The organism is Rhizobium sp. YS-1r (genome assembly GCF_000757525.1).
Classification (GTDB): domain Bacteria; phylum Pseudomonadota; class Alphaproteobacteria; order Rhizobiales; family Rhizobiaceae; genus Neorhizobium; species Neorhizobium petrolearium.
The window spans coordinates 64137-90376 of the sequence record NZ_JPYQ01000009.1 but is presented as its reverse complement, the minus strand read 5'-3'; the positions used below and the strand labels follow the sequence as shown (position 1 = coordinate 90376).

The window sequence follows — 26240 nt, the reverse complement described above, 5'->3', positions numbered from 1 at the left end:
TGGATTGCTATCGGAATGATTGAATGAACGATCCCTTTAACGAGATAGAGCGCCAGAGGAAAGTCCTCACCGCCGGAGAGGAGGCCGAAGGGCGGCTGGATGCCTGGCTGACGTCCGCGCTGGAGGGCGAATTTTCGCGGAGCCGCATCAAGAGCCTGATCGAGCAGGGCGCGGTCCTCCTGAACGGCAAGCCGGCCACCGAGCCGAAGAAGAAGATCGCAGTCGGCGACAAGGTGGAAATCGAGCTTCCGGAGCCGGAAGATCCGGAACCCAAGGGCGAGAACATCCCGCTCGACGTGCTCTACGAGGACGACGACCTGATCGTCATTGCCAAGCCCGCCGGCCTCGTCGTCCACCCCGGCGCCGGCAATTGGACCGGTACGCTGGTCAACGCGCTGATCCACCATTGCGGAACGAGCCTTTCCGGCATCGGTGGCGTCAGGCGCCCCGGCATCGTCCACCGCCTCGACAAGGATACGAGCGGTGTCATGGTCGTCGCCAAGAACGACATCGCTCACAGACATCTTGCCGAGCAGTTCGCCGATCATGGCCGGTCGGGGCCGCTGGAGCGCGCCTACCAGGCAGTCGTCTGGGGTCGGCCCAAACAGTTCCGGGGCACGATCGACGCACCGCTCGGCCGCTCCGGCGCCGACCGCACCAAGCGTGCCGTGAAGCGCGAGGACAGTGAGGATGCGCGCGAAGCCGTCACTCATTACGAGGTGATCGAGCGCTTTCACGAGAAGCCGGATGCCACCGCTCTTGCCTCGCTGATCGAATGCCGGCTGGAAACCGGCCGCACGCACCAGATTCGCGTCCACATGGCCCATATCGGCAATCCATTGATCGGCGATCCGGATTATTCGGCGGGCTTCAGGACGAAAGCCAATCTTTTGCCGGAACCGGCGAAGAGCGTCGTCAACCGCTTTCCGCGCCAGGCGCTGCATGCCTATCTGCTGGTTTTCGAACACCCGCGCACGGGCGAGGTGATGGAATTCGAAGCCCCCATGCCGGAAGATATGGAAGAGCTGATCGACGCCCTCCGCTAGGCCGCCCCGGGCATCGCCTCCCGCCGCCGCAGGTCAAGAAGCACGTGGAGAAGGACCGCTGCCATCACCACGCTTCCGCCAAGCAGCGTCGCTTCATCCAGCCTCTCTCCAAGGAAGAGCCAGACCCAGAAGGGCGCGAGCGGCGCATCGAGCGCCCCGATCAATGCCGTCTCAACCGGCGGCAGCAGCCGGGCACCGTATAGGAGAAGACCGATGCCGAGCGCAAAACCAAGGATGCCGAAAAGCGAGACGATCGCGATATCCTGCAGCGAGGCGGCAAGGGGTGCCGAAAACGGCAGGGAGAGAAGGGCGCTGAGGAGAGCGGCAAGCCCCGCCGTGATAAGAACCGGCTGATCCGGGTAGCGCCGCATCAGCACCGTCATCAGCGCCACGCAAACCGTCATTCCGAAGGCCAGAAGATCGCCGAGGAGGCCGCCGGCCTCCCCCGCCCCGACCATGACGATCACCCCGGCCATCGCGGCAAGGCTCGCCACCAGCGCACTCCGCCCCGGCTGCTCGCCCAGCAATGCAAAGCCAAGGCCCGCGGATACGAAGGGGCATGTCGCGAAGATGATCGAGACATGCGCGACACTTGTCTCCTGCAGCGCTGTGATGAACAGCACCATGCCGACGCCGGAGGCGATGCAGATCGCCAGCCCGGGTCGGCCCAGATGAGGGAGCGCGTGAAAGCCACGCTGCGGCGCGATGATGAAAAGCAAGAGGAACAACGCTGTACCGCCGGCGATGCCGCGCCAGACGAGGATCGTCGCGCTGTCCAGCGAGACCAGCCGCGTCATCAGACCCGCCGTGCTGAGGATGACGGTGGAAAAGAGAACGACGATCAGACCGGTTATATATGGCGAAAATTTCATGGGGCTGCCTGAAGCTGCTAAATCGGAGCGAGAACTATCAGATCGGTGCTGACAACAGTCTGTCAGCAATGTTCAATTGGCCGGAATTTCGAAGGAGTGCCGCAATGGCGCGATCGGGCCGCATGTTCGAGATCATCCAGATGCTGCGCACGTCCCGCTCGCCGCTGACGGCAGAGGCGATAGCCGCCCGGCTGGAGGTGACGAAACGCACGGTCTACCGGGACATCGCCGCCTTGCAGGCGACGCGCGTGCCGATCGAAGGCGCGGCGGGTATCGGCTATGTGATGCGTCGCGGCTTCGACCTCCCTCCCCTGATGTTCACACCGGAGGAGATGGAGGCGATCACCGTCGGCCTGTCGCTGATTGCACGGACGGGGGACCATAGCCTTGAGGAAGCGGGCGCAACCGCAATGGCGAAGATCAGCGAAGTCCTGCCGTCCTCCGAGCCGTCAACCGCTCAGACGCATCTCTTCGTTTCTTCGTGGCATGCTATCCCGGATCCGGCATTCGACTTGCGGCTGCTGCGCCGAGCCATCCGCGAGGAACGCAAGCTTGAGCTCCGTTATCGCGACGGTGTCGGCAACTTGACGCAACGCATCGTCTGCCCCCTCGCCATCATCTATTATATCGACGGCATCCTGCTGGCCGGGTTCTGCGAACTGCGCCAGGATTTTCGCCACTTCCGCCACGACCGTATCGAGGAATGTGAACCGCTTGACCTACGGTTCCAGGGGCAAAGCGCCGCCCTGCGCAAGATGTGGCGGGATTCGCACGACCTCTTCCATTATGAAACGGAAGAAAATCCGCCCTGATGCATCAAGTCGCCTGCACTGAGCCGAAGGGCATGATTCGGGTGGTTGCAACGCCCGGCAAAGTCTATATTGGCCGGCGATAGTCAGAGGCACCGATGAGCCAGTTTGCGGTTACGAAACTTCTTGATACGGACTTGATCAAGGTCCGCGATGTCGTGTGCAACGGCGACTGCCGTCACCGGAGCGGTGAGGAATGCTCGCATGCGACCAGCCTCGTCTTTCCCTATCGCGGCGTCTTCATCCGCCATGTCGGCCGCGATGACACGGTGGCGGAAGCCAATCAGGTGCTCTTCTTCAACTGCGATCAGGCCTATCAGATCAGCCATCCGGTCGAAGGCGGCGATTCCTGCCTCAGTATGGATGTACCCGAACCAATGCTGGAGGAACTGGTGCCGAAAGCGCATCGCAACTCCAGGGGCTCGCGCTTCATCTTCAACAAGCAGCGGCTTCGGATCGATGCCCGTGCACAGGCGCTCGTTGCCCTGCTACGCCATAGCCTGATGCGCGGCACGGCCGAAACGCTGGAGGGGGAGACGCTCGCCATGACGCTGGTGCGCAGGGCAGTCGGCGAACGCACGGCGCGCGCGGCAACTGCCAGCGCCGGACGCCAGAAGCTGGTAGACCGGGCAAAGCTTGCACTTTCCTCCGATCTCGCGCGCCGCTGGACACTTGCCGACATCGCCAGGGAGGCTGGCGTCTCACCCGTCTACCTCACGCAAGTCTTCCAGCAGGTGGAAGGCACGCCGCTCTACCGCTACCAGCTTCGCCTCAGGCTCGCCCGTGCGCTGGACCTGCTCGGCAGCTACGACGATCTGACCCAGCTTGGTCTCGAACTCGGCTTTTCGAGCCATAGCCATTTCTCTTCCGCCTTCCGGCAGGCCTATGGCCGTACGCCGGCAGAATTCCAGCGCTTCGCTGGCCTGAGGTAGAGCAATTCCGGGAAAGTGTGCCGCGGTTTTCCGTCCGGAATTGCGCAAGAACAAGGAGCCTTCGAAAATCGCTAAAGATTCTGACAGCGGAAAATCCCGTCAGGTGTTTTTCTTATCCCGTAAACTCAATACCGGGAGATAATGCCATGAAGGAGAATACCTGTGCGGCCTGTGACTGCGAGCTCGATGCGACGCGGATCGCGGTGAAAATCGGCGGCAGGACGGTCGAGGTCTGCTGCGAGGAATGCGCGGTGGCGCTCCGGGAAGCGGAAGCTGCGACCCGGGCGGTTCAGACCGCCGACAAATAACGCAAGGAGGCGGGCACCGACCGCCCGCCTCCCGATCGCGGCTGCAATCAGCCAGCGTCCTTTCAGGAGACGAACAATGAGGAATGAGAACCGGGCGGTCTTCGACCGCGCCTCGGAACAATGCGACTTTGCCATAAAACTGCCGCCGGCCGTCGATGCCCCCTTCCCGGCCGACGAGGAGGCTATGGCGGAACCGCCAGCCAGGCGATCGATGGTCGGACGCCTGATCGACCTGATCGGCAGGAAACTGCGCCAGCGACGCAACCGCCTGGCGTTGCTGGAACTGAGCGACGACCAATTGAAGGATGTCGGCCTCTCACGCAGCCAGGCCCATAGCGGCGAATACAGTCGTTACCGTCGCAGCGCCTCCCATGCGCTGGAACGGAATTGCCGCTGAGATGGGGCAAAATGGAGAAGAAAAAGGGGGGGGCTATCAGCCTGTCTTTGCTGGCATCGACTTCGCCTATCCAGATGAAACACAGACACACTTTCACTTTATTTTTTATATTGCTATCATGTTATTTGGAAATACAGCGCATAAAAGCGAAAATTTCGAAATAAACTTCAACATAGAGCGTTTTATTTCCACCGATCGGCGGATATTGGGAGGAAAAGGCGCCAAAGGGATGAATTCGACCATCCGAAAGTTCATCTTTCGCGATCTGCAGACGGTCGAGGGATATATCGATCCTCCCGACGCGCTGGTCTTTCTGTCCCTTTTGAAGGCACAGACCGAAAGAGGGCTGAACGGAGGCATTGCGGAAATCGGCGTCTATTACGGACGTACCTATTTTCTCTTCAGGAAGATAAGCGGGAAGAGAGGCAGGATACTGGCGATCGATCTCTTCGACATCGAGCAGGCGCCGGGCGGAGCGGAGACGCAATACAGCCGCTTCATCGACAATGGCCGGCGTCTCGGTCTGCCCATCGATGAAGACCTGGTCATCAGGAGGGACAGCGCGCGAGTTCAGGCGGACGAGATTGTCGGGAAGATCGGGTACGCTCGTTTCTTCAGCATCGATGGCGGCCCCATGCTCCATCATGTCACCGCCGACAGCAGACTTGCAGCCGACAGTCTTGCCGACCATGGGATCATCGCCTTCGATGACACGTTCAATCCAGCCTGGCCGGAGGTGACAGTGGGGCTGGCGGATTTCCTGCGGCAGCGAGAGGGTACATTTTCGGCCTTCTGCATGACGAAGTACAGAACCTATGTCTGTCGCAGCCAGTTTTATGAGTTCTATTGTAACGTGATCAAAAAAGCTCCGGACCTGCTCGCGTTCGAACACTTGGAAACGCAGTTCCTGGGTTCAAAAGTAGCAAGATTGCACAATCCGCTGGGCCGGAGAATCCTGTATGAATTGATGGTACGGTCAGGTATGAGCGTCTTTTCGGAGCGCGTTTACCGGTGAGAACAGACAGCGGAATCATTACCAACATGTAATGATATAACGCTTCCGTGATCACTTGAATCACGGTTCTGCCGCACTTATTTGTTAGCTGGGTTGGTGCGGGGTCGGAAATGACCCGCGCCATTCGGTTCGCCTTCAGCTTGCATCGCTAAATCTTGAGAGGGAGCCGACAACGATCGGAAAGGGGTGCTTTATGGCCCGTAATACTTTGCCTTCCATTACCGCCGGCGAAGCCGGCCTCAACCGTTATCTCGATGAAATCCGCAAGTTCCCCATGCTGGAACCCCAGCAGGAATACATGCTTGCGAAGCGCTATGCCGAACATGGCGACCGTAATGCGGCCCACAAGCTGGTGACGAGCCACCTGCGTCTCGTTGCGAAGATTGCCATGGGCTATCGCGGTTATGGTCTGCCGATCGGCGAAGTCGTATCCGAGGGCAATGTCGGTCTCATGCAGGCCGTCAAGAAGTTCGATCCGGATCGCGGCTTCCGGCTTGCGACCTATGCCATGTGGTGGATCAAGGCCTCGATCCAGGAATATATCCTGCGCTCCTGGTCGCTCGTGAAGATGGGCACCACCGCCAACCAGAAGCGCCTCTTCTTCAACCTGCGCCGGCTGAAGGGCCGGATCCAGGCGATCGATGAGGGCGATCTGAAGCCGGACCAGGTCAAGGAAATCGCCACCAAGCTCAAAGTCTCCGAAGAGGAAGTGGTTTCGATGAACCGCCGCCTTTCGGGTGACGCGTCGCTGAACGCGCCGATCCGCGCCACGGAGGGCGAATCCGGCCAATGGCAGGATTGGCTGGTGGACGAGCATGACAGCCAGGAGGACGTGCTGATCGAGCAGGACGAACTCGATACGCGCCGCCGGATGCTGGCAAAGGCCATGGGCGTCCTGAACGACCGCGAACGCCGCATCTTCGAAGCCCGCCGCCTCTCCGAGGAACCGGTAACGCTGGAAGAGCTTTCGGCGGAATTCGACATCAGCCGCGAACGCGTGCGCCAGATCGAGGTTCGTGCCTTCGAAAAAGTGCAGGAAGCCGTACAAAAGGAAGCGCTTGCCCAGGCAAATGCGCTCCGCGTCGTCGACGCCTGATCCATATAAAGCGAACGTGCAAAAGGGGCTGCTTCGGCGGCCCTTTTCTTTTTTAATAGGTCGGCTCGAAGAAACCTTGCGAACACCGGTACCAAACAAGGTTGTAGCCTGCCCAGGCTTTTCAGCATCCTGCGCTGGAAATTTTCGATTTTGAAATAGGAAGGCCCGGCGTCACAACCGCCGGGCCTTCCTGATATTCATTGGCTGTCGGCAGAATTATTGTCCGCTCGTCGCCGTGCCCAGCGCGTTCCATTCGTTGATCGCTTCGTTGAAGACGCGCTCGCCCTCCTGCCCTTTCTGAAGGGTGAACAGGGCCCGACGTCCATTGCGGTAGGCGACCGGAATGTCCATCCAGTTGCGGCTGCGCAGGAGCTCCAGATTGGTCGCGCGCGCATCGGGGAAATCGTTGAGCGCGATCATATGGAAGTCGTCGGTGATCTTGGCCGGCACCGCTATCAGGGCGTTGCCGCGGTCCTGTTCGGTCTGCTTCATGGCAATGCGCTGCACGCTGTCGATCGCGCCGCCTTCGAAGTCAGGCGGTACGGCAAAGACGATTTCGATCAGGTGGCTCGCCGGCAGGGACGAATCCGTGTTGCGCTTCAAGGTAACAAGGGCGCTAAGTCCCCTTCCCGGCACCGTAACGCGTCCCTGAATGACCGGCTCCTGCTGGCCGTTCGCCCCGGCTTCGCGCTGCAGCGACCACGAGACCGCGCCGTCGATTGCCGTCGGTGCCGTCTGGCCGATTCGCTCCTCGTAGAGGAATATCTTCTCGCCCGACAGTGCCGGAACGTCCGCCGGATTTGCCGATGGCGCGTTGGCAGACGGTGCAGCGGCATTCGGAGCGGATTCAGCGGGAGGAGACCCGGCTGGTGCGGGAGCGTTCGGTGCCGGTGGGGTTGCAGCAGGCTCCGGCGTTGCGGGTGGCGAGTTGAGCTGGGCCACCGACTGGCCTTCGGCGTTCTGCGCCAGACTGCCGACATCGCCTGGCCCGTCGTCCACCTCGCTGCCATCCGGCATAAGGCGCTGCGTGAATTTCGTCCCGGCAGAAGAGCCGTCTGCCGGCGCCGGCGTTGTGGGAGCCGGCGGATTCTCCGCGTTGTTCTGTGGAGCCGGTGCCGGCGTTGCAGGTGTCTCGCTTGGTGTGGAATCGACAGGCGCCGGTGTCGGCGTCTGCTCTGCCGTCTGGCTGCCCGGCAAGCTCGACTGGATCAAGCCATCGACCATGTCGTTCAGCGAATCACGATTGAGCCAGATTGCATAGCCACCGGCGCCGACCAGAGCCAATCCGATGATGGCGAGAATGATGCCGGCATAATTGCGCTTGCGGACGGGCGTGACCCGGTAGGGCCGGGCCGGCGCAGGCATGAGGTCATCCGCATCGGCTTCCGTATGCAGCGCGCTCTGCGGCGAAGCGGCCGAGGAGGATGCGTCCTTGTTGTAGCCGATGAGTTCCTCAAGATCGCCCCAAGGATCACTTTCGGCTGATTTCACATCCGCCTTGGGCTTCTGATCAAGATAGTCGGCAAAGGGATCGGCACTTGCCGTCGAGCCTGTTTCCGATCGCGGCGGTGGAATATCCGGAAGATCGGAAACCGAAGGCATCCGAACCGTATCCGCAGCAGCATGGGTTTGCGGATGGAAATGCGCATCGACCGCTTCAGCCGTTACCCCCCGGTCGATCGGCTCGACGGGGCCGGTCGGAACGAGTTCCGGCACGTCGTTCCAAACGGCAGCGACATGGGCCCCGTGGCTCAGGGCAGGAGCCGACGTCTCCTGCCAGCCCCAATCCTCGACCGGCTCCGGCTGCCCCACGACGGACCCGGGCGTCTCAGTACCCGAGGCCTGAACGGGCTCCGGCTGCTCCGGCTCCGAATGGTCGTAGGCCGGAGGCGCCGAGACGGGCTCTTCCGGCGGTATGTCATCACGCCAATCGCCGTATTTCGGGACTGCCGGCTCTTCTTCGGCGGATGCGGAAGCGACGGCCTCCTCTTCACCAAAAGCAGGCGGCTCCCCGACAGGCGCATCCTCGGTTGCACGCTCCGCCTGAATGCCGGCCGGCGACGGCTCCTCAAGGCTCTCGTCCTGTTGAACTGGTGCCGGCTCGACCTCAACCGGCTCGGGCTGGGCCTGGTAGGCTTCGGGCGCTTGCTCTGAAGCCTCTGCCGGCTGCTCTTCCTCGTAATGTTCGGCGACCGGCTGACTGGCCTGCTCTTCGAGCTCTTCCGCCGGTTCCCCTGCGGCCCTTTCGGTCCCCGGCTCTTCGCCGTATTGTTCGACTGGCGCCTCTTCCGTGACCGGCGGCGCGGCAGCAGCATCGTCGACAGGTTCAAGCGCTTCGGTATGTTCGCTCTCGACTTCCGTGATCGCGGCTTCGAGCTTCTCCATCTGCCGAAGCAGCATGTCTTCCGGCGGGCGCGGCTTCATGTTCTCGAGCTGCCGCTGAACGGCACCACGAGCCTTATCATACACCTTCGCACGCATCTCCGGCGTATTGTTCGCCAGTCCGTCAACGGCGCGGCGGATCACCGCAACAAAATCAGCCATCAGCACTTTCTCATGATCGCCGGACCGAAAGCCGGCCGAATGGTAACCAATATTTGACTTTAATCTTCAAATGGGTCGGTCACAAGTATGGTGTCCTCCCGCTCGGGGCTGGTGGACAGGAGCGCGACCGGAGCACCGATCAGTTCCTCGACCTGGCGGACATATTTGATCGCCTGGGCCGGCAAATCGGCCCATTTGCGGGCACCGACCGTCGATTCCTTCCAGCCTTCCAGCGTGACATAGACAGGCTCGGCACGCGCCTGGGCACCCTGGCTCGCCGGAAGATGGTCGATTTCGACGCCATCCAGCTTGTAGCCGACGCAGATCTTCAGCTCGTCGAGACCGTCGAGCACGTCGAGCTTGGTCAGCGCAATACCGGTGATTCCATTGGTGGCGACCGACTGGCGCACGAGAGCCGCATCGAACCAGCCGCAACGGCGCTTGCGGCCCGTCACAGTACCGAATTCATGTCCCCGTTCGCCAAGGAACTGGCCGATTTCGTCCTTGAGTTCGGTCGGGAACGGCCCTTCGCCCACCCGGGTCGTATAGGCCTTGGTGATGCCGAGGATATAGCCGAGCGAACCCGGTCCCATGCCCGAACCGGCAGCCGCCTGGCCGGCCACCGTATTGGAGGACGTGACGAAGGGGTATGTGCCGTGGTCGATGTCGAGCAGCGAGCCCTGCGCACCTTCGAAAAGGATGCGCGCGCCCTTGCGACGTTCCCTGTCAAGCAGTTCCCAGACCGTCTCGCGGTACGGCAGCACGCGTTCGGCGACTGAGGTCAGTTCTTCCATGATCGCAGCGTGGGAAACTTCCTTTTCGCCGAGGCCACGACGAAGCGCGTTGTGGTGTGTGAGGATGCGATCGACCTTGCCCGGCAGCGTTTCCATGTCCGCAAGGTCCATGACGCGGATGGCGCGGCGGCCGACCTTGTCCTCATAGGCCGGGCCGATGCCGCGACGGGTCGTGCCGATTTTGGTACCGCTGTTGGAAGCGGCATCCTCGCGCATGGCGTCGAGTTCGCGGTGCAAAGACAGAATCAGCGTCGCATTGTCGGCAATGCGCAGCACGTCGGGCGTCACCGCCACGCCCTCACCGCGCAGCTTCTCTATCTCGGCCACGAAGTGATGGGGATCGACCACGACGCCGTTGCCGATGACGCTGAGCTTGCCCCGCACGATGCCGGACGGCAGGAGGGAAAGCTTGTAGCTGACACCATCGATGACGAGCGTATGGCCGGCGTTATGACCGCCCTGGAAGCGCACGACGATATCGGCGCGCTCGGAAAGCCAATCGACAATCTTGCCCTTGCCTTCGTCGCCCCATTGCGAACCCACCACGACTACATTCGTCATTCTTTGCTTCCTATGATCTGGGCAAAGCCCACGCAACCATACGCGCATCGTCCATAAGTCAATATTGATTGACGAACGGTCGATACGCCACTTCGATTTCCTGCACTGCTTGTTACGGCAAACCGTCCAGGCATTGCAAACGGGCGCATCTATAATGCCTTGGCCGGAGGAAAGCGACCTGTTTGTGACTCCGCCGTGGTTTTTACGTGACAAAAGCGCGAGGCCCGCGCTATTTCCCGCCTCGCCCCTTCAAATCGCCGCGATCCCGCCGGCGCCGGAGACGTGTTTTGCATAAAAAAGCCTATCTTGCCCTCGTCATAGCAACCCTGTGCTGGGGCGGCAACGCGGTCGCAGGCAAACTCGCCGTCGGCCATGTGAGCCCGATGATGCTGACCTTCTGGCGCTGGCTCATTGCCACCGTCATCATCTTCGCGATCTCCGCGCCGCAGCTCAGGAAGGACTGGCCGGTCGTCAGGAAGAACCTGCCGATTCTCATCTTCCTCGGCGTCATGGGTTATGTCGTCTTCAACGCCGCGCTCTACACGGCCGTCAATTACACGACCGCGATCAACGTGACCGTCGAGCAGGTGCTCATCCCGATGTTGATCTTCGTGATGAATTTCGCCCTGTTCCGGATGAAGGTCTCCTGGGCACAGGTATTCGGCTTCACGCTGACATTCATCGGCGGCCTCATTACCGCCGTCCACGGGGATTTCGAAACGCTCCGGACGCTGACCGTGAACATCGGCGATGCGATCATGATGATCGCGATCGTCGGTTATGCCATCTATACGGTCGCACTCAGATGGCGGCCGATGGTCAACTGGCGAACCCTGATGGCTGTGCCGGCCCTCGTCGCGATGCTCTTCAGCATACCGCTGGCGGCTTGGGAATATTCGAGCGGCCGGATGATCTGGCCGGATACGACGGGCTGGATCGTTGCGCTTTATACCGCCGTTTTCGCCTCGCTCATCGCGCAGGTCCTCTACATCGTCGGCGTCGGAAAGATCGGCGCCAACCGGGCGGGTCTGTTCATCAATCTCGTGCCCGTCTTCGGCACGCTGCTCTCAGTCGCCATCATCGGCGAGGACCTGCAGATCTTCCATATCGTCGCGCTGGCGCTGGCGCTCAGCGGCATCGCCATCGCCGAATGGGGAAAACCCGCCTCCGTCTGAGAAAGCGGGTTGGAGCGGGAAGAACCGCTTGAAGAATCAGATGTCGTAATAGGCCCGCGTGAGGGCCGGCGCGCGCTCGCGAATCAGGCGCGGCGCCTGGCTCGACATGTCGATGACCGGGCTGTCATTGCCAAGGATCACATCGCCGCGGTCTGTTGCCAGCACCAGGACACGCTCGACGCGGCCTTCCTCGCTCACCGCATAGGCAATCCGCATCGCCTTGGCAGACCAGCCGAGCGAGATCAGATGGTCTCGCTTCAGGTCGGCGCAATCCAGGCAACCGTTAACGCCGAAATCGAGCGAGAGGCCGCCGGCGATATCGTCGAAATAGTCGTCCAGATCGGATATCGTACCGTTGACGGCCGAGTTGACCCGCAGCAGTTCGCGTCGCTTGGCGAAGGTCAGGATCAGCACGGCGTCATCGGCATCCTCATGACGCTCGATGGCCGGGACTTCCGACGTATGGATCTGCGCCGCCATGATAGACGAAAGCGACCGGGCGAAACCGCCGGCGCCGGCGGCATTGGCTTCCTTGCCGTAGATGAGGGCCGTCAGGACGACCGCGGAAATAATGAGCTTCTTGATCATAACGCTGCACCCTGTTTCCATCGGACGGCTCTCCGGCCGCCTTGTCTCTTGATGGCACAACCATACGCAGGGATGGTTTTCGGGGCGCTTAAGCAGATAGATGCAATTTTATTGAAATCCGCTTTTTTCCCGCCTTGAGACAGGCGATGGTCCGATGCGTACGCAAAAAGGCAGCATGCCGGGCGGAAATTGATGCTTTTCGAGACGTACTCGATCTCCTAACCCTGTCGCAAACATGGATGAAAGGCAGGAACAGCATGGGCAAGCCATTTTACTGGAATGAACTCAACACGCTCGATTTCGCTGATCTTTCGCCCGAAAAGACAATCGCCGTGCTGCCGATCGCTTCGACGGAGCAGCACGGGCCCCACCTTCCGGTCGCAACCGACGTGGTGATCGCCAACGGCATGCTCGCCGAACTCAACGCGCAGCGTCCGGAGGATCTCGACATCCTCGTGCTGCCGACCCAGGAGATCGGCAAGGCGAACGAGCACGTCTACGGCCCCGGCACGCTTTCCCTCGGCCCGGAAATCCTCATCCCGCTGTGGACCGCGATCGGTGCCAAGGTAGCGGAAACAGGCGTGAGAAAGCTCGTCATCGTCAATTCGCATGGCGGCAATGTCGACATCATGAGCATCGTCGGCCGCGAGTTGCGCGTTCGTCATCAGATGGCTGTGATCGGTACGCAATGGGGCCGCTTCGGCCATCCGGAGGGCCTGATCAGCGAGCACGAACAGAAATTCGGCATCCATGGCGGTGAAGTGGAAACTTCGCTGATGCTCCATTTCCGTCCCGATCTGGTGAGAATGGAGAAGGCGGAGAACTTCGTCTCCAAGGCGGAATGGATGAAGACGCAGTCGAAATATATTCAGCCCACCCCACCGCACGCGCTCGCCTGGCTTGCGCATGACCTGAACCCGAATGGTGTCGTGGGTGATGCTTCGAAGGGGACGGCCGAAAAGGGGGCGCTTATCTGCCGCCACCAGGTGGCGGGCTTCATTGAAATGCTGCGTGATTTCGAGGCCTATTCGCTCGACAACCTCTATTCGCGCTGAGCATCCCGCGCAACTGCCTGCATCGGCACATGCCCCTTGGCCTCCAGCTCGCTCACGATCGCGATAAGCTCCGACAGCAGGAATTCCACGAACAGGCTCGTCGCCGTGTCGAGCGTGGCGCGCGAGCGGGCGAAAAGCTTCATCGGCTGGTGGCGCGCGTGCGGATTGGCAAGCGGCCGGAAGACGAGTTCGCCGCGCCGGCATTCCGGCAATACGTCGAGCGGGTTGAGCAGCGTCAACCCCGTACCGGCCTTGACAAGCTTCTTCAGCATTTCCGATGCATTGGTCTCGACCACCGGCTCGACCGGTGTGGACAGCGGCGAGAGCGCCAGATTGATGACGTTGCGCAAGCTGGTGCCCGGCTGGGCGAGTACCAGCGGTTCCTGTACGACCTCGGCGAGATCGACAGACCCCTCCTCGCCGGCCAGCCGGTGCCCCGGAGGCATCACGGCGCCGATCGGGATATCGAAATTGGCGAGCGTCCGGATGCCGGGTGTCGCCGGGATGTTGAAACCGAGGCCGAAATCCACCTCCCCTGAAATTACCGGCTGGAGAGTGTTGGAAGGTCCGTCGTTCCTCAAATGGATACGCACGCGTGGGTGCTGCGCGACAAATTGGGCTATGATTTCCGGCAGCGGTCCGGCCGCAAGCCCGACGGTCGAGACCAAAGTCACCTTGCCGGCTTGCGGCATCTTCAACCCTCGGATGCGTGTCTCCATCCGCTCGTAGGTCTTCAGCACCTCGCGAATATGTTCGATGCAGAGCTCGCCGGCCGCCGTCAGCTTCAGCCCGCGCGGCATCCGCTCGAAGATCGGCGCGCCCAATTCCTCTTCGAGCGCAAGGATCTGCCGGTTGACCGCCGAGGAAGCGACGTTCAGCCGGGCCGCCGCCTTGCGGATCGAGCCGCAGCGGGCGATCTCGTCGATATAAAGAAGTTTTCGCGAGTGCAGCATTTTATCTCCGGCCCTCATTGCTTCTTTTTTGATCATGCCGCACAATTTGGCAGATCAAAACTCGACCGATGCCTGAAAGGCATCAATGTGGACGAATTTTGATGCTTTTCAAAGAGCAACGCAACCGTACAAATGCTGTGAATGGAATGCTCTCACGATGCCGAAAGGCTTAACAGGGGAACGAAGCGATATGTCCAATATACTGACAATAAAGGGTATTCTGGCCGCTGCCGGCCTCTTCGCGGCGGCACTTGCAGTAACGCCTGCGAGTGCTCTCGATGAAGTCTCCTACGGCACCAACTGGCTCGCCCAGGCCGAGCACGGCGGCTTCTACCAGGCCGTCGCCGATGGCACCTATGAGAAGCATGGACTGAAGGTGACCATCGTCCAGGGTGGCCCGAACGCCGCCAATCGTGCGCTTCTGATCGCCGGCAAGGTCGATTTCTATATGGGCGGACCGCTTGGCGATATGGATGCCGTCAAGCAGGGCATCCCGCTTATCAGCGTCGCCTCGATCTTTCAGAAGGACCCGCAGGTTCTGCTTGCCCATCCGGATGCCGGTGTCGAGACCTTCGCCGATCTTGCGAAGATGGACACGATCTTCATGGGCAAGGAGGGCTACGTCACCTATTTCGAGTGGATGAAGAAGAACTTCCAGGGTTTCCGCGACGACCAGTACAAGCCCTATACCTTCAACCCCGCCCCTTTCATCGCCGACAAGAAGTCCGCGCAGCAGGGCTATCTGACGTCCGAGCCCTATGAGATCGAAAAACAGGCCGGCTGGGCGCCGAAGGTCTTCCTGATCGCCGATGCCGGCTACGGCTCCTATTCGACCATGATCACCACCACGCAGCAGATGATCGACAAGAAGCCCGCCGTGGTGCAACGCTTCGTCGACGCCTCGATCGAGGGCTGGTACAACTACCTCTACGGCGACAACAAGGCGGCCAACGATCTGATCAAGAAGGACAATCCGGAAATGACGGATGGCCAGATCGCCTATTCGATCGCCAAGATGAAGGAATACGGCATCGTCGAATCCGGCGCCGCCATGGAAAAGGGCATCGGCTGTATCACGGACGAGCGTTACAAGAAGTTCTTCGACTCGATGGTGGCGATCGGTGTCGAACCGGCCGACCTCGACTACAAGAAGGCCTATTCGACCAAGTTCGTCTGCAAGGGCGTCGGAATGGCGCTCAAGAAGTAAAAGTGGCTGGCCCCTTTCGCCCCTCACCCCGACCCTCTCCCCGCATCCGGGAGAGGGAACCTGCCATAAGCAGCGTCCGAGGGTGAAGGAAGCCGGCATGCCGGCTGAGGGGCAATCTCTTCGCATTTACTGTCGCAAGGCCCGTAATGACCACGTCCCAAGCACCGCTGATCCCAGCCCCCGGAGACGCCCGCAGACGCCCGCTGGTCGTGATGCGCAGCGTTTCGAAAATGTTCTCCAGCGGCACGCTCGCACTCTCCGACATGTCGCTGACGGTCGAACCCGGCGAGTTCGTCAGCCTGCTTGGCCCCTCCGGCTGCGGCAAGTCGACGGCACTCCGGATCATCGCCGGCCTGGGCGACACGACGACGGGTACGATCGACTGGCCGAGCTCGCGCATCAATTCCAAGGGATTGCCGGAGGGCGACATCTCCTTCGTCTTCCAGGAGCCGACCCTGATGCCGTGGCAGACGGTGTTCGGCAATGTCTACCTGCCCTTGAAACTGCGCGGCGTTTCAAAATCCGCCGCCCGTGACGAGATCATGGAGACGCTCGAAACCGTTGGCCTCAAGGACTTCGCCGGCGCCTATCCGCGCGAGTTGTCCGGCGGCATGAAGATGCGCGTTTCCATCGCCCGCGCGCTGGTGACCAAGCCGAAGCTCCTGCTGATGGATGAGCCCTTCGCAGCGCTTGACGAGATCACCCGCCAGAAACTCAATGACGACGTGCTGAGGCTCTGGCGCGAAACGGGGATCACGGTGATCTTCGTCACCCATTCCGTCTTCGAATCCGCCTATCTTTCGAACCGCATCGTGGTGATGAAGGCGCGGCCCGGCCGGGTGCATGCGGATTTCCCGCTGGTCACGAGCCTCGGTCGCGACGCGCACTATCGAACTTCGGAAGAATACCGCCAGGCCTGCGAAAAGGTCTCCAACATGCTCCTGGAAGCGATAGGCGGGGAGGAACACTGATGGCGACGACCAGTCTTGAAAGCAATCCGCCCCTTGCGCCCCCGAAGCCCGGCTTTTTCGGCGGTCATCGCGATACGCTCCTGCGCACGCTGATCCCGGTCGGCGTGGTGATCGCGCTGATCCTGCTCTGGCAGTTCATCATCACCGTCAACAGCATCCCGCAATATATCCTGCCGGGGCCGCTGGCGGTCGCCAGTTCGCTCTACAACGATTGGGGCACGCTCTGGCCGGCCCTTTGGGTCACGACTCAGATCACCATGCAGGCGCTGGCGCTTGCGTTGATCGGCGGCGTCGGCATTGCCATCTTCCTGGTGCAGTCGAAATGGATCGAAACGGCCTTCTATCCGATCACCGTCATCCTGCAGGTGACGCCGATCGTGGCGATCGCGCCGCTGATTTTGATCTATGCGCCGACGACACAGGTTGCACTGCTGATCTGCGCCTTCCTCGTCGCCTTCTTCCCGATCCTGTCCAACATGGTTCAGGGCCTGAAGAGTGTCGACCATAACCTGCTCAACCTCTTCGATCTTTATGGCGCGTCGCGCTGGCAGACGCTGCTTTATCTCAAACTCCCCTCCTCGCTCCCCTATTTCATGACAGGTTTGAGGATCGGCGGCGGCCTGGCGCTGATCGCCGCCGTCGTGGCTGAATTCGCCGCGGGTTCGGCCGGCGCGGGTTCCGGCCTTGCCTTCCGTCTGCTCGAATCCCAGTATCGCCTTAACATCCCGCGGCTCTTTGCGGCGCTGATCCTGCTTTCCCTGCTCGGCGTGGTGATCTTCATGATCACCTCCTTCATCGCCTGGCTCGGTCTGCACCGCTGGCATGAAAGCAGCCTGAAGAGAGAGAACTGATGACTGCCGGCTTCATGCAGCTTCCAGACGCCCGCCGTTTCGCGCTCGTCGACGCGACCTTACCCGGCGTTCTCGTGAAAGGTTTTGCCGCACCTGCAAGAGAGGGCCTGATCTCGGCGGATCTGATCGTCTCTCAAGGCAGGATCGAAAAGATCCTGCCCGCCGGCACCGCGCCTGCCGATCTCGTCAAGGCAGATCTGCGCAGCAGCATGGTCTGGCCCTGTTTCGTCGACATGCATACCCATCTCGACAAGGGTCATTTCTGGGATCGCCGCCCGAACCCCGACGGCACGTTCATGGGCGCGCTCGAGAATGTCCGAGAGGACCGCATCGCCAACTGGACGGCGGACGACATCCGCGCCCGCTTTGAATTTTCGTTGAAAAGCGCCTATGCGCACGGCACGAACCTGATCCGCACCCATCTCGACTCCATCCCGCCGCAGCCGGATATTTCCTTTCCGCTGTTTGCGGAACTGCGCGAGGAGTGGAAGGACAGGATCGCGCTGCAGGCCGTCGCCCTCCTGCCACTCGAATGCGTTCCGGATGAAGCCGTGTTCGACGGCATCGTCAAAACGACGAAACAGCATGGCGGGCTGCTCGGCGGCGCCACCCGCATTCTTCCCGATTTCGAAAATATCCTCGATAAGCTGTTTCGCGCCGCGTCCGACCACGGCCTCGATATCGATCTGCATGTGGATGAAACAGAAGACCGGCAGGTCCTCACGCTGGAAGCGATCGCCGACGCCAAGAAACGCAACCGCTTCGCGGGCGCGGTCACCGTCGGCCATTGCTGCTCGCTGGCGAGGCAGGACGACGAGACGGCAAAGCGCGTGATCGACAAGGTCGCGGAGGCCGGGATTTCCGTCGTGTCGCTCCCGATGTGCAACATGTATCTGCAGGATCGCTACGACGGCCGCACCCCTCGCTGGCGTGGTGTGACCCTGTTTCACGAACTGGTTGCCGCGGGCGTCAAGACCGCCGTCTCCTCCGACAATACCCGCGATCCCTTCTATGCCTATGGCGACATGGACCCGGTGGAAGTCTTCCGGGAGGCCGTCCGCATCCTGCATCTCGACCACCCGCTCGACACCTCGGCCCGCGTCGTCACCTCGACGCCTGCTGAAATTCTCGGCCGGCCCGATATCGGCGTCATCGCCGAGGGCGGTCCCGCCGATCTCATCCTCTTCAGCGCCAGGCGCTGGAGTGAATTCCTTTCCCGTCCGCAGGCCGACCGCATCGTGATGCGGAATGGCATGGGCATCGACCGTCGCCTGCCGGATTATCGTGACCTTGACCCGATCATCATGAAAGGCTGAGGCATGGCCGATTACGCCAAGATCAAACAGGAGCTCGAAGGCATCGCGGTGGAGGACAATCCGGCGCTGGTGCGCCAGAAGAGCCGCGATTTCTACTGGTATTCACCGATCCTGAAGGAAGAGCTCGAAAACGTCACCGCCGACCTCGTGGTCTCGCCGAAGACCGAAGACGAGGTGATCCGCACCCTGAAGGTCGCCTATGCCCATGGCGTGCCGGTCACACCGCGCGGCGCCGGCACCGGCAATTACGGCCAGGCCATGCCGCTTTCCGGTGGCATCGTCCTGAACCTCATCAACATGAACAGGATCAAGGAAATCCATCCGGGCCGCGTCATCGCCGAGCCGGGCGTCGTGATCGCCGAACTTGACCGCCAGACGAGAGCGCATTCCGGCCAGGAACTGCGCTTCCATCCCTCCACCGCCCAGACGGCGACGATCGGCGGCTTCGTCGCCGGCGGCTCCGGAGGCGTCGGCTCGATCCATTGGGGCGGCCTGCGCGACCTCGGTAATATCCTGCGCCTGCGCGTCGTCACCATGGAAGCAGAACCGCGCGTGCTGGACCTCACCGCCTGGGACCTGCAGAAGGTCACGCACGCCTACGGGACCAACGGCATCATCGTCGAGGTCGAGATGCCGCTTGCTCCGGCCTATGACTGGGTGGACGTGCTGGTCGGCTATGACGACTTCATGGATGCGGTACGCTTCGGCGATGCGATCGCCCACAAGAACGGTATCCTGGTGAAGGAGATCGCGCCGATCGCAGCACCGATCCCTTATGACTACTTCCCCCGTCACAAGCCCTTCATCCGCCATCGCGGCCAATCGGTCTGCGTGCTGATGGTGGCGCCGCATTCCATCGATGCCTTCACCGCCTTCACCGAGCGCCAGAAGGGCGAAATCCTCTTCCGTTCCGACAAGGTCGAGAGCATGAAGGGCATCCCGCATGCCTATGAACTTGCCTGGAACCACACGACATTGCGCGCCTTGAAGGTCGATCCGAACTTCACCTATCTGCAGGTCCAGTATCCGGGGCCTGACCATGTTGCCAAGGTCGAGAAAATGGTGAAGATTTTTGGCGACGAAGTGCCGGGCCATCTGGAATTCATCAGATTCGATGGACGGATGCAGTGCTCCGGCCTGCCGCTGGTGCGCTACACGACCCGGGAGCGGCTGGAGGAGATCATGCAGATCCACCGCGACAACGGCTGCCCGATCTTCAATCCGCACCGCTACACGCTGGAGGAAGGCGGCATGAAACAGACGGACGTGGTGCAACTTGCCTTCAAGAAGGAAACGGACCCGAAAGGCCTGTTGAACCCCGGCAAGATGATCGCCTGGGATAATCCGGACTTCGATTTCTCGGCCGGCAAGAACTACCTCTTCCCCGGACTTGCAGCGGCAGGCGGCTGATGCGCGTTTTGCTTCTCCACTCGCATCCGGTCGAATCGAGCTATGGCTCTGCGCTGTATGAGCAGGCGCGCGAGAGCTTGCGGAAAGCCGGGCATGAGGTAGACGACTGCAATCTCTACGCGGAAGGCTTCGATCCGGTCATGTCCCGCCATGACCGGATGATTTATCACACCTATCCCGACAATCTGGAACTCGTGAGACCTTATGTCGACCGGCTCCAGAAGGCGGAGGGGCTGGTGATCGTCACGCCCGTCTGGAATTTCGGCTGGCCGGCGATGCTCAAAGGCTATTTCGACCGCGTCTGGCTGCCGGGCGTGACCTTCGAGATGGAAGGTGGAAAGCTGATCCGCAAGCTCGACAACATCCGCAAGGTGGCCGTCGTGCTGACCTATGGCGCCACCCGCTGGCGTGCCTTCCTTGCCGGCGATCCGCCGAGGAAGCTCGCCAGGCGCGTGCTGCGTGTCCAGACCAACCCGGCCCGGGCGGTCAAATTTCTCGCCCATTACGACATGAACAACTGCACGCCCGAAACCCGCGCAGCCTTCCTCGCCCGGGTGAAACGCGAGATGGAGCGATTTTGAGCTTCACGCCTCGTAGCGCAGATGGACGATGCCGTCGTTGAACGAGAGCACATCGATGAGCTTCATCTGGGCCACGGAATATCCCGCCGGAAAGAGCCGCGTGCCGCGCCCGAGTACGGTCGGATAGACCATCAGGTTATACCGGTCGATCAGCCCGGCCGGCATCAGCGAATGCACCAGACCTGCGCTGCCGTAGATCAGGATGTTGCCGTCGAGCTTTTCCCTGAGCTCCCGGACTTTCGCGACGACATCGCCGGAGAGCACCATCGTATTGTTCCAGCCCGCTTCGGAAAGGCTGTTCGAGGCGACGAATTTCGGCATGCTGTTCATCCGGTCGGCAAAGCCTTCCTCGTCCTTCACCAGCGGCCAGACGGCGGCGAAGCTGTCATAGGTCATGCGCCCAAGCAGCACGGCGGAAGCGGAGAACAGCTCCGCACGCTTGAATTTGTCGCCGTCCGGTCCGCGCGTGAAGGGCCCGGTCCAGTCGCCGAGACCGGAATTCTCCATCCCGACCGGGTCTTCAATCACGCCATCAAGCGAGATGTACTGCGAAACGATGATTTTGGCCGTCATTGGCTCTCTCCTCGGGCTTTGCGTTTCAAAGCGCATCCGCGCCTTCCACCCAAGGACGCCGCAGCCCTCACTTCGCCGACATCAGTCTGTGCGAAACAAGATTTTTCCTTGCCTTCAGCATTGGGCACCGCGCCGCAAACGCAAGGCCTCAGCCTCGACCGCGGTAATTCGGGCTCCGGCATCTGTCATTTCCGGCCCGTCGACGTTTTCGGAAATGAAAAGAAACCGATCCGCGTCAGCACCCGCAGACGTCACGGTCCGATAGGTCTCCCACCGATGGTGAATTCTGGCCGCCACATGCAGGGAGGGAACATTCTCCGGACTGACGATCGAGACAACTCGCCGGAATCTCAGTTTGGTGAGGCCGTAGTCCCGGCAGGCGGAGGCGGCCTCGATGGCATAACCACGCCCCAACCATTCGCGCCGCAGATGATAGCCAATCTCCGGCTCCAAGCCTGATGGCGTTTTCTGCAGCGTAATCCCGCAGTCGCCGATCAGTTCGCCGCTCGCCTTCTCGACGATTCCCCAAAGGCCGAAATCATTTTCCGCATAGCTTTGAAAGGCAAGCTTTTCGAACCAGGCAAATGTCTCCTCCAGGGTCTTGGAGCGCGGATAATACCGCATGCTCTCGGCATCGCCGAAGATGCGATGCAGGATAGGCACGTCGGCTCGCTTGAGCTTCCGCAAGACCAGTCGATCGGTGTCAAGAACCTCCGGCATATTCCCTCCGCTGCTCGATGGAGTCGGTCTTTACTTGAGAACGCTTTTTTGCGCTATTCGTCATCTCGACTGTTGATTCAAGGACATGCGAACGATGACGAACCAAGCCTCACCGATCGCCGGTTTTCTCCGCCCCCTTCACTCCCGCGATCCGGACGAACATCACCGCGTCGCGACCTCGCTCGAATTGCTGTTCGACCTCGTATCGGTGATCGCGATTGCCTCTGCCGCCGCCGGCCTGCACCATGCGATTGCGGAAAACCACGCCGCCCAGGGCGTCATCACCTTCGCCATGGCCTTCTTCGCCATCTGGTGGGCCTGGATGAATTTCACCTGGTTCGCCTCGGCCTACGACAATGACGACGTCGTCTACCGGCTCTTGACCATGGTTATCATGGGCGGCTCGCTGACGATGGCCGCCGGCATTCCGGCACTCTTCACGGAAGAGCCGGATTTTACCATGGTGATCTTCGGTTATGTGATCATGCGCATTGCCATGATCGTCCTCTGGCTTCGCGCCGCCTATCACGATCCCAACCGCCGCCGCACCGCGCTTGCCTATGCGGCCGGCATCTTCATCGCCCAACTCTATTGGGTCGCCTTCCTTGCCGTGCAGCCGGTCTCCACCGGCACGGCCTATGCCATGTTCGTGATCGGCGCCATTCTCGAAATCGCCGTCCCCGCGATTGCGGAGCCTCTCAGCGCCAACACGCCCTGGCATCGCCATCATATCATCGAGCGTTACGGCCTTTTGAACATCATCGTGCTGGGAGAAACGTTGCTCTCCGGCTCCATGGCGCTCAGGCAGGTGGCTGGCCATTTCGACATCATGCTGGTGCACACGGCGCTTTCGGCACTCGTCATTGTCTTCGCGCTCTGGTGGGCCTATTTCGCCCGCCAGGAACATCTCGGCTCCCGCAAGCTCAGCCGGTCGTTGTTATGGGGTTACGGCCATTTCTTCATTTTCGCGTCCGGGGCGGCCGTCGGGGCAGGCTTTGCCGCGCTGGTCGACATCATCACCCATCATTCGGAAGTGCCGCTTCTCGTCGGTGACTATGCGGTGGCGATCCCCGTCGCCATCTATTCCGCAAGCCTCTGGTTTGTGCGCGACCGCTTTGCCTGTAACGGCTTCTCTCGTTATGCGCTCCTCATCTTCGGTCTGCTTGGCCTCGTCGCGCCGGCAATCGGGCTCGGCTTGGAAGGCATTGCCGCAACGACTGCGCTTGGCGTCATCGTCCGCAATTCGCTGGCGGCGCATGAAGAATCTGGAGACCATATCGGCCACTAAACTTTTCCTTAAATTTTACCGGTTATTAATCTCTCGAACTTGAGAGATTAAGCGATGCGTATTGCGTTTTTCATCGCCCTCATGGCCCTCACACTGACCGCCTGCGCCTCCGCGCCGAGCCGGGTCACGAATGCCTGCGCGATCTTCGAGCAGAAGGACGGCCTCTTCAACAACTGGTCGCGCCAGGCCAAGGCGGCGGAACGGGAATTCGGCGTGCCGGTGCCGACCCTGATGGCGACGATCTACGTCGAATCCGGCTTCCGGCCCTATGCCAAGCCGCCGCGCAAATATGTCCTCGGTATCATCCCGTGGGGACGCGTTTCTTCTGCCTACGGCTATGCGCAGGCGCTCGACGGCACCTGGCTCCAGTACAAGAAGGAGACGGGCCGCTGGAGGGCAAGCCGCAGCGATTTCGGCGACGCCGTCCATTTCGTCGGCTGGTATCACAATCAGAGCCACGTCAAGAATGGCATTCCGCTCTCCGACAGCTATAATCTCTACCTTGCCTATTATTCCGGCCAGGCGGGTTATTCGCGCGGCCAGTTCTCCTCCGGCACGCGGCAGGCGGCACGGAAATCCGCCAGCATGGCGGAACGATACGAAGCCCAGCTCAGAAGCTGCGGGTACTGAGCGTCTTCCTAACCGCCAACGATGAGTCGTAATCCGCAAGAAAGGGTCACGTCGCAGATCCGTGCGTGACATGATCTGAAGCAGACACAACAATAAAGAGAAAAGAAATCACCCATCATCCACGGTTGCAGACCAAATAAAATTGAGGCAATATCCGCGGCGGATGGGGGCAGATAGATGCGGAAAGGCATTTATACGACGTTTATTGCTTTACTTGTTTTGGCCGGCTGCGGAACGATTTACTATCGTGATCTGAAACCCGGCTCCTTCAGCGGCAAGCTCTTTGTCATGTGGGTCGGCGAAGGCAATTCCAGCGGAGACGGCAAGTTCGTCTTTGTTCCGGCTCCCGGAAATGAGCTCACCTTCACGCGGCCTTCGGGCAGCCACACGGCGGGCGTCATAAAGCCGGGCGTCATGTACACTGACGGCGGCTCCATCCCGAAGATCGCCCAGATGTTCAAGGGACTTTCACCTTGGGGTTATGCGCCGGCCTACATGATTCACGACTGGCTTTTCGTGGCGAGGCATTGTCTCGTGGACGAAGCCCCGGATGCCCGCTTTCAAGACCTAAGCGATGTCGACTTCGACGAGTCAGCCAGGATCGTCGGGGAGGCCATCCATGCCCTCATCGATGAAAGGAAGGTGGCAAGGAACGACCTTGCCGGAGAAGCGGTGACCTCTGCCGTGAGCAGTGGCATTGCAAGACGTCTCTGGGACGAGAAAGGCGCCTGCGAAAGATCACAGATCTCGAAGGAGCACCTCGCTGAAATAAATGCGGTATTTCCCGATATTTCAACAAGTGCCAAATTGCGAACCTTCCGGCTTCCTCCCGATATGCCGCAAGTTCCCCCGCGACGGCAGGCAAGGATTATATCTGTTGTCGAATTTTGACGGCGCTCAAAACACCTTGGCGGCCGTCACTTCCACTTCGACCAGGAATTCCGCCCGGGTGAAGCCGCTGACGATGATGAGCGTCGACACCGGCTTCGGGTCGAGCGTGTAGCGGTCGCGCACCGCCATATAGGCCGGAAAGTCCTCGCGGCTCGTCACAAAGCCGGAAATGCGGATGACATCCGCATAGGTCATGCCCGCCTCTTCCAGGATCGCGCCGATCGCCTGGAAGCAAAGCTCCGCCTGCCTGGTCACGTCCGGCGGTATTTTCTCGTCAGGCGAAATGCCGAGTTGGCCGGAAGTCACCAGCAGGCTCGCGCCCGGCGGTACCAGAAGTCCATGATTGTAAGCACCGAACGGTTTGCGCACGGAAGGAGGATTGAAAACACGATTCATGGGGCAAGCTCTTCGGTTCGTGCTGGATGCATCGGACGGTAAACCAGCAAATCGATTCTCTCCACCGGATTCAAGGCATCGGTGGTGTTACGCCACGCCGGCAACATTGCAGAGGTGCCGTTGAAGAGGGCACGCGATTTCCGGGCCTCTTGCCTCGCCCCTCTTTCTGATTATCCTTCATCAGGGATTATGCAGGGACAAAGGAGGGGAGATCCATGTCGCGCGCTGTCGCCCAATGGTGGCGTTATCCGGCTTTTGCCCTCGGCATTTTCGGGAGCGAGAAATCCTTTCGCAAGAATCCGCTGCTCGGACATCCTCGCCTCAATGAACTCGGCCTGCACCGCGAGCGCGTTCGCCTCGCCGCCCGCATGGCGAGTTACCGTCGCAAAGTGCTCGGCATATCAGTGAGCGCCGAAGAAAGAGCAGCCTTCGATCAGGACGGCTTCATCATCCGCGAGAACGCCCTCCCCGCAGACGTCTTCCAGCGCATCCGTGATTTTCTCCAGAACGAGCCGCTGCCCGCACGCGAGATGCGGCAGGGACAGGCGGTGACGCGGATGATCCCCATCAATCCACAGCTTCTGGCGAAGATGCCGGAAATGGCGCGCTTCAGCCATGATCCGTCGATCGCCGGCCTCATTCGTTATGTGGGAGGCGCCGGAGGGGATCCGGTCTATTTCATCCAGACCGTCATTGCCGAACCGGCGGTCAAGCAGGCGGACCCGCAGACCGCCCTGCACGCGGACACGTTCCATTCAACATCCAAGGCCTGGCTGTTTCTGCAGGACGTCGGTCCGGACGACGGACCATTCGTATTCGTGCCCGGTAGCCACAAGCTGACCGAAAAGCGGCTGGAATGGGAATACCGGCAAAGCCTGCTGGCCAATTCGGACAAACGCTCCCACCATGCGGACGGATCGTTCCGTATCACGCCCGCGGAACTGTCGGAGCTTGGCGACTTCGCGCCGCAGAAGGTGGCGGTACCTGCCAACACGCTGGTGGTGGCCGATACCTATGCCTTCCATTCGCGTGCCGTCAGCGACAGGCATACGACCCGAGTGGAACTGCACGCCTATCATCGCGCCAATCCCTTTACGCCGCTGCCCTTCTCGCCCACCAGCCTCATTCCGGGCATCCGCGACCGCCAGCTCGATCTCTATCTCATGTTCGCGGACCGCAAGGCGAAGAAAGCCGGCAGGCAGCCGGTCTGGAAGGATGTCGGCGCCTGCACCGCCTTTTCCGAGCCGCATATCTGACAACG

Annotated in this window: 27 protein-coding genes; 19 read left to right on the top strand and 8 right to left on the bottom strand. The window is 60.8% G+C overall.

Annotation, left to right across the window (positions count from 1 at the left end; all coding sequences use genetic code 11):
• Positions 1-23: 23 nt before the first annotated feature.
• On the top strand, positions 24-1046 hold the full coding sequence (locus tag JL39_RS09740) for an RluA family pseudouridine synthase (RefSeq protein ID WP_037149176.1): 1023 nt from the start codon (positions 24-26) through the stop codon (positions 1044-1046).
• Here JL39_RS09740 and JL39_RS09735 read toward each other — a convergent pair.
• A complete protein-coding gene (locus JL39_RS09735) occupies positions 1043-1918 on the bottom strand; it encodes a DMT family transporter (protein WP_037149174.1) in 876 nt (291 codons plus the stop codon). The two genes, JL39_RS09740 and JL39_RS09735, sit on opposite strands and share 4 nt — an antisense overlap.
• Before the next feature lie 104 nt (positions 1919-2022).
• Between JL39_RS09735 and JL39_RS09730 the strand changes: the two genes are divergently transcribed.
• The 6 genes from JL39_RS09730 (at position 2023) to rpoH (ending at position 6475) form a co-directional block, all read left to right on the top strand.
• Complete coding sequence (locus JL39_RS09730) at positions 2023-2730, top strand: YafY family protein (protein WP_037149651.1); 708 nt, start codon at positions 2023-2025, stop codon at positions 2728-2730.
• Between the two features lie 95 nt (positions 2731-2825).
• Positions 2826-3659 carry an AraC family transcriptional regulator gene (locus tag JL39_RS09725; protein WP_037149171.1) on the top strand — a complete coding sequence of 278 codons (834 nt, stop codon included), beginning with the start codon at positions 2826-2828 and terminating at the stop codon, positions 3657-3659.
• A gap of 146 nt (positions 3660-3805) precedes the next feature.
• Positions 3806-3967: a hypothetical protein gene (locus JL39_RS32110; protein ID WP_200883934.1), complete on the top strand. Its 162-nt coding sequence runs from the start codon at positions 3806-3808 to the stop codon at positions 3965-3967.
• A gap of 184 nt (positions 3968-4151) precedes the next feature.
• Entirely contained in the window at positions 4152-4364 is a 213-nt protein-coding gene (locus JL39_RS09720; RefSeq protein WP_052182811.1) for a DUF1127 domain-containing protein, read from the top strand.
• Between the two features lie 229 nt (positions 4365-4593).
• Positions 4594-5379 carry a class I SAM-dependent methyltransferase gene (locus JL39_RS09715; protein ID WP_037149166.1) on the top strand — a complete coding sequence of 262 codons (786 nt, stop codon included), beginning with the start codon at positions 4594-4596 and terminating at the stop codon, positions 5377-5379.
• 193 nt (positions 5380-5572) lie between these two features.
• Positions 5573-6475, top strand: coding sequence for an RNA polymerase sigma factor RpoH (rpoH, locus tag JL39_RS09710; RefSeq protein WP_037149163.1), 903 nt, complete (start codon positions 5573-5575; stop codon positions 6473-6475).
• A gap of 216 nt (positions 6476-6691) precedes the next feature.
• Here the strand turns inward: rpoH and JL39_RS09705 are convergent, their stop codons facing one another.
• Positions 6692-9019 carry a hypothetical protein gene (locus tag JL39_RS09705; RefSeq protein WP_037149160.1) on the bottom strand — a complete coding sequence of 776 codons (2328 nt, stop codon included), beginning with the start codon at positions 9017-9019 and terminating at the stop codon, positions 6692-6694.
• Between the two features lie 59 nt (positions 9020-9078).
• Positions 9079-10374, bottom strand: coding sequence for an adenylosuccinate synthase (locus JL39_RS09700; RefSeq protein WP_037149157.1), 1296 nt, complete (start codon positions 10372-10374; stop codon positions 9079-9081).
• Positions 10375-10661: 287 nt separating this feature from the next.
• On the opposite strand from JL39_RS09700, the gene JL39_RS09695 reads away from it, so the two are divergent.
• A complete protein-coding gene (locus JL39_RS09695; RefSeq protein WP_037149154.1) occupies positions 10662-11549 on the top strand; it encodes a DMT family transporter in 888 nt (295 codons plus the stop codon).
• A gap of 36 nt (positions 11550-11585) precedes the next feature.
• Here JL39_RS09695 and JL39_RS30490 read toward each other — a convergent pair whose 3' ends face one another.
• A complete protein-coding gene (locus tag JL39_RS30490) occupies positions 11586-12137 on the bottom strand; it encodes a transglutaminase-like cysteine peptidase (protein WP_052182789.1) in 552 nt (183 codons plus the stop codon).
• A gap of 257 nt (positions 12138-12394) precedes the next feature.
• Here JL39_RS30490 and JL39_RS09685 point away from each other — a divergent pair, with 257 nt between their 5' ends.
• Positions 12395-13192 (top strand): creatininase family protein, encoded by a 798-nt coding sequence (locus tag JL39_RS09685; protein ID WP_037149151.1) that lies wholly within the window; start codon positions 12395-12397, stop codon positions 13190-13192.
• On the opposite strand, the gene JL39_RS09680 is transcribed toward JL39_RS09685, so the two are convergent.
• The gene (locus JL39_RS09680; protein WP_037149148.1) at positions 13180-14145 is read right to left on the bottom strand and encodes a LysR family transcriptional regulator; all 966 of its coding nucleotides are present in this window, start codon (positions 14143-14145) and stop codon (positions 13180-13182) included. The two genes, JL39_RS09685 and JL39_RS09680, sit on opposite strands and share 13 nt — an antisense overlap.
• Before the next feature lie 190 nt (positions 14146-14335).
• Between JL39_RS09680 and JL39_RS09675 the strand changes: the two genes are divergently transcribed.
• The 6 genes from JL39_RS09675 to JL39_RS09650 all read left to right on the top strand — a co-directional run bounded on the left by JL39_RS09675 (position 14336) and on the right by JL39_RS09650 (position 20481).
• Complete coding sequence (locus JL39_RS09675) at positions 14336-15352, top strand: ABC transporter substrate-binding protein (protein WP_037149145.1); 1017 nt, start codon at positions 14336-14338, stop codon at positions 15350-15352.
• 146 nt (positions 15353-15498) lie between these two features.
• Positions 15499-16323, top strand: coding sequence for an ABC transporter ATP-binding protein (locus JL39_RS09670; protein WP_037149142.1), 825 nt, complete (start codon positions 15499-15501; stop codon positions 16321-16323).
• Complete coding sequence (locus tag JL39_RS09665; RefSeq protein WP_037149139.1) at positions 16323-17174, top strand: ABC transporter permease; 852 nt, start codon at positions 16323-16325, stop codon at positions 17172-17174. The genes JL39_RS09670 and JL39_RS09665 overlap by 1 nt, the downstream gene beginning before the upstream one ends.
• Entirely contained in the window at positions 17174-18490 is a 1317-nt protein-coding gene (locus tag JL39_RS09660) for a cytosine deaminase (RefSeq protein ID WP_037149137.1), read from the top strand. Before JL39_RS09665 ends, JL39_RS09660 begins: the two co-directional genes overlap by 1 nt.
• A 3-nt stretch (positions 18491-18493) precedes the next feature.
• Positions 18494-19900: an FAD-binding oxidoreductase gene (locus tag JL39_RS09655; protein ID WP_037149134.1), complete on the top strand. Its 1407-nt coding sequence runs from the start codon at positions 18494-18496 to the stop codon at positions 19898-19900.
• Positions 19900-20481 carry an NAD(P)H-dependent oxidoreductase gene (locus JL39_RS09650; RefSeq protein WP_037149131.1) on the top strand — a complete coding sequence of 194 codons (582 nt, stop codon included), beginning with the start codon at positions 19900-19902 and terminating at the stop codon, positions 20479-20481. The genes JL39_RS09655 and JL39_RS09650 overlap by 1 nt, the downstream gene beginning before the upstream one ends.
• A gap of 3 nt (positions 20482-20484) precedes the next feature.
• Here JL39_RS09650 and JL39_RS09645 read toward each other — a convergent pair whose 3' ends face one another.
• Both JL39_RS09645 and JL39_RS09640 read right to left on the bottom strand, forming a co-directional pair.
• The gene (locus JL39_RS09645) at positions 20485-21054 is read right to left on the bottom strand and encodes a dihydrofolate reductase family protein (protein ID WP_037149129.1); all 570 of its coding nucleotides are present in this window, start codon (positions 21052-21054) and stop codon (positions 20485-20487) included.
• A 114-nt stretch (positions 21055-21168) separates the two neighbouring features.
• Positions 21169-21774 (bottom strand): GNAT family N-acetyltransferase, encoded by a 606-nt coding sequence (locus JL39_RS09640; RefSeq protein ID WP_081952775.1) that lies wholly within the window; start codon positions 21772-21774, stop codon positions 21169-21171.
• Between the two features lie 94 nt (positions 21775-21868).
• Between JL39_RS09640 and JL39_RS09635 the strand changes: the two genes are divergently transcribed.
• From JL39_RS09635 to JL39_RS09625, 3 genes are all read left to right on the top strand, one after another.
• A complete protein-coding gene (locus JL39_RS09635; protein WP_052182788.1) occupies positions 21869-23062 on the top strand; it encodes a low temperature requirement protein A in 1194 nt (397 codons plus the stop codon).
• Between the two features lie 81 nt (positions 23063-23143).
• On the top strand, positions 23144-23692 hold the full coding sequence (locus tag JL39_RS09630) for a transglycosylase SLT domain-containing protein (RefSeq protein WP_227705187.1): 549 nt from the start codon (positions 23144-23146) through the stop codon (positions 23690-23692).
• A gap of 177 nt (positions 23693-23869) precedes the next feature.
• Entirely contained in the window at positions 23870-24583 is a 714-nt protein-coding gene (locus tag JL39_RS09625; RefSeq protein WP_052182787.1) for a hypothetical protein, read from the top strand.
• A gap of 6 nt (positions 24584-24589) precedes the next feature.
• On the opposite strand, the gene JL39_RS09620 is transcribed toward JL39_RS09625, so the two are convergent.
• Positions 24590-24979 (bottom strand): RidA family protein, encoded by a 390-nt coding sequence (locus JL39_RS09620; protein WP_037149124.1) that lies wholly within the window; start codon positions 24977-24979, stop codon positions 24590-24592.
• Between the two features lie 215 nt (positions 24980-25194).
• Between JL39_RS09620 and JL39_RS09615 the strand changes: the two genes are divergently transcribed.
• Positions 25195-26235, top strand: a complete 1041-nt coding sequence (locus JL39_RS09615; RefSeq protein WP_037149122.1) for a phytanoyl-CoA dioxygenase family protein — start codon at positions 25195-25197, stop codon at positions 26233-26235.
• The last annotated feature ends 5 nt before the right edge of the window (positions 26236-26240 follow it).